General features: G+C 46.5%; 4 protein-coding genes. All 4 read right to left on the bottom strand.

From position 1 onward, the window contains the following. Window positions 1-767, bottom strand: a 767-nt coding sequence (locus tag AC6I5A_RS04205) for a 2Fe-2S iron-sulfur cluster-binding protein (RefSeq protein WP_034612092.1), incomplete at its 3' end; no start/stop codon positions are given. Between the two features lie 275 nt (window positions 768-1,042). Further along, window positions 1,043-1,747 carry a formate dehydrogenase subunit gamma gene (locus AC6I5A_RS04200; protein WP_497900482.1) on the bottom strand — a complete coding sequence of 235 codons (705 nt, stop codon included), beginning with the start codon at window positions 1,745-1,747 and terminating at the stop codon, window positions 1,043-1,045. Beyond that, on the bottom strand, window positions 1,747-2,559 hold the full coding sequence (locus AC6I5A_RS04195; protein ID WP_034612090.1) for a 4Fe-4S dicluster domain-containing protein: 813 nt from the start codon (window positions 2,557-2,559) through the stop codon (window positions 1,747-1,749). The genes AC6I5A_RS04200 and AC6I5A_RS04195 overlap by 1 nt, the downstream gene beginning before the upstream one ends. Further along, the coding region (locus AC6I5A_RS04190; protein WP_034612088.1) for a formate dehydrogenase subunit alpha at window positions 2,559-3,593 on the bottom strand (1,035 nt) is incomplete at its 5' end. The genes AC6I5A_RS04195 and AC6I5A_RS04190, both read right to left, overlap by 1 nt.

Raw genomic sequence — 3,593 nt, 5'->3', positions numbered from 1 at the left:
TTTTTATCCCGCTTGGAGGTAACACCTACAACTTTATTGCTTTTGACATTAAGTTCCAGGGTGCAGCCAGTTCCGCAGTAGGTACAGGTCGTCAACACCTTTTTTTCTACACCACTTGGTCTGCCGCCAAAAGCTGCACTGACCTTACTGGTTAATGCCCCTACCGGGCACACCATTACACACTGCCCGCAAAATACACATGGTGAATCCTCCAATTTACCATCAAACGCTGTACAGATTTGAGCGTGATTACCTCTGTTTTTTACACCGATAGCAAGTGCTCCGGTAATCTCCTCACAGGCTCTTACACAACGTTTACACATAATACATTTATCATAGTCCCGCTCAATAAATGGATTCGCGTCTTCAATAGGATAGTGAGGTCTTCCCCCATCAATATATTTGGATTCACTGACACCATACTGATAACAGTAATCCTGTAAACGGCAGTCACCATTTTTTTCACAAACATGACACTCCATTTTATGACGGGCCACCAGCAATTCCAAAATTGTTTTTCTAGCCTCAATAATAGCCGGGCTTTCGGTTTCTATTTCCATCCCATTATCTGCAGGTGTAACACAGGCAGCTAAAAACAGTGGTCTGCCTTTACACTCCACAACACACATCCGGCAGGAACCTTCCAATTTTAAATCCTCATCATAACAAAAAGTAGGTATTTCTATGCCATTCATACGGCAAACCTGCAGTATAGTAGTTCCTTTGGAAACCTGAATTTGCCGACCATTTATTGTTAATATTACCATTTTGTATCACCTTTTCTTCAATAATTATAAAGAAGGAGTTCCCCTTACATTCATCCAATAGGGGCTGTGTTAAAACATATTTGTGTTAATTTCACATCTCCACTTTTTCCTCAATAATACAATACCAAAACATAGTCGTCCCCACTCCACTTTGATAGTGAAAGGAGGATGCTTTTTAGCTGTTGTAACCACTTAGAATTTTAGGGACTGTGTTTTCTCACAGCCCCTTTAATTTAGTTTAACGAGTTAACTTTATCGCTAACTATAAGTTAAGCTTAGTTTAAATTTTGCTCTTTTTTCACTCTTTCATACCATTTCCCATAGTGATGTTTCGCAAAACTGGTTTTTACATAACCGGTGATTATGCCCTTAAGAGCAGGGTTGGACTTCGGGTGTATTATCGCTAAATACAAATGTCCCGTGATCGCCGTTGCCATCATAAATGCCGCCAGGTCATGCACCGGATAAGCCCAACGCACTAAACCAGCGGGGAAAGACGAAGCAAACCACATAATGAGCCCACTTACCGTGATGAAAAACGAACCAAAAATTGTGAACATAGAGTTAATTTTTTCTCCCCCGTTAAACTTATCTTGAGGTGGAAACTTCCCATCGGTATTAAACCCGAAAAACTCCTTCGGGAAGGTCATTACATGTTTCACTTCTGCTTCTCCCCACGTAAAGACCGCTTTTAACCAATACCTGTGACCGCTTGTATCTCCAATAAAGAACAGCAAACCCACCACAACAATAAATATGACCGCTGCAACACGGTGAATATCCCGACATGCTTCAACCCCACCGAAAATGGCCGCCACCGGTGCAAAAAAGGTGCTCAGTATACTTAGTCCGGTAAAGAGCAAGGTAAAGAAAGCAATGGCATGAACCCAGTGACTTAGACGTTCTCCTCCACTAAAGCGCAAAGTCTTATCTCCGCCAAGCGTCTTGCGGGTTGTTTTGGTTTGTGGATTGATTGCCATTAGTGTTTCCCCCCTTTCTTGCTATCATTCTCTTCATGGCCTCTGTTGCGATAATTCCCCTGTAAGAGGTTGGAGATCCCCCCTATAACCACAGCGCAAGCCGTTGCAGGCCAAACATATTTGAAAAGCGGCTGAATTCCATCCTTCCATAAGGTCAGAGAGAGCGGAATCGTGGGATTAACCGGGAGGCCGTAGGCTTCCGGGCTATCCATCAGCAAGTAGACAAACGTTGTGCCGCCCATTTCCTTTTCTCCATAGAGCTGCGCCTTGGGATTAGTCTTCTGAACCTCGGCGAGACGCTTCTTCGCTTCGGCCATCTTGGCGTCACGTTCTCCAAAACTTAACGCACCTGGGCCACATGTGTGAACACACGCTGGAACAAGGTCATTTTCGACCCGATCAATACACCCTACACACCGAAAGGCTTTTTTCTTAACCTCATCAACCTTCGGAACCCCGAACGGGCAGTTTGTTGCACAATAACCGCAGCCAATACATTTATCCTGATCGACAAGAACATACCCCGAGTCCGTCTGATAAATTGCTTTCTGAGGACAAGCCTTCATGCACGCAGGATCAGCACAGTGGAAACATTGCGCCTTGCGCGTCAACCAAATATTTTTCTGGTTTTCATATTTTTCCGTAAAGGTTATATAAGTGAAAGTATTCGGGGTAAAGTCCTTATGCGTCTGAAAACTCGTGACCAGCCGGGTTTTCTCCGCCGGAAGCTCATTCCACGCCTTGCAGGCCACCGGGCACGCTTTACAGCCCGTACATTTTGAAGTGTCCACAAAAACCATTTTCCTTGTCATTAATTTGCCCTCCTTATATTGCATAGGCAAACTTTATATTCCATAATACTGGCACCGGGATCCAAGGCGGCAATGGTGATATCATTGGCGCTCGCCCCCGGACTTAAGCTCGCAAATCCCCAGTGATAGGGCATGCCAACGGTTTCCGTGTCCTTGCCATTGACCTTGTAGGACAGGATGCGATCCGTGACTAAGGCGCGTACTTTAATTTTACCGCGCGCGGAAGAAACTTCGACCATATCTCCCTCTTTAACGCCAATCTTCTGGCCTAAATTCTTACTGATCTCCGCAAAGGGTTCCGGACTATTTTCATTGAGCCACGGGATATTCCGCGTAACTCCTCCCGAACAGAAATGGTCAACTACTCTAAAGGTAGTCAGAACATAGGGGAACTCTTCCGCCTTACCAATCTTAGTCGACACAACCAGCGCCGTTGGATTGCTGGAAACCGCGGGATGCAATAGGTTAGCTGTCGGACTTTCTACTGCTTCGTAGAATTCCGGCAGCGGCCCATCCACGCAATTCGTGGAAGCACGAATCCCGATCGCCGGCAGACCGTCCGCGGGTGCTTCGGCAGGCAATCCGCTCATATATGGAGCGGCAAATATGCGGCCAACACCCTCCGGGCACATCCGAAAACTTAGCTTTCCTTCCGGAGTATCCGGTCCCTTGGTCTTATCGACAACATCCCCACCGTCATTTCCTGCCCACACATTGGCAGCGGCATCCCACCAAACAAGTTTCCGTTTCTCGTCGACCGGCTGTCCCAACTCATCACAGGAAGCCCGGTTATTGAGAATACGAATATTTCCGGGCCAGGAAAAACTCCATTCTCTAAACAGTTTCAACCCTGACGGATCGGTATTCTTCCGCCGCGCCGCAAGGTTGCCATTCCCCGTCACGCCGGCATAAATCCAGTTTCCTGAAGAAGCCGTCCCGACCGGTGCTTTAAGATAATCTCCTATTGTCGGGAAAAGCTTACCGGTTGTTTCGTCATACCCACTCAGTTCCTGCAGCACTTTCAAAGCGCTGGG

The organism is Desulfosporosinus sp. Tol-M2 (genome assembly GCF_059735615.1).
Note: the sequence above shows the minus strand (reverse complement) of the source record. Positions and strands in the feature narration are given on the sequence as shown.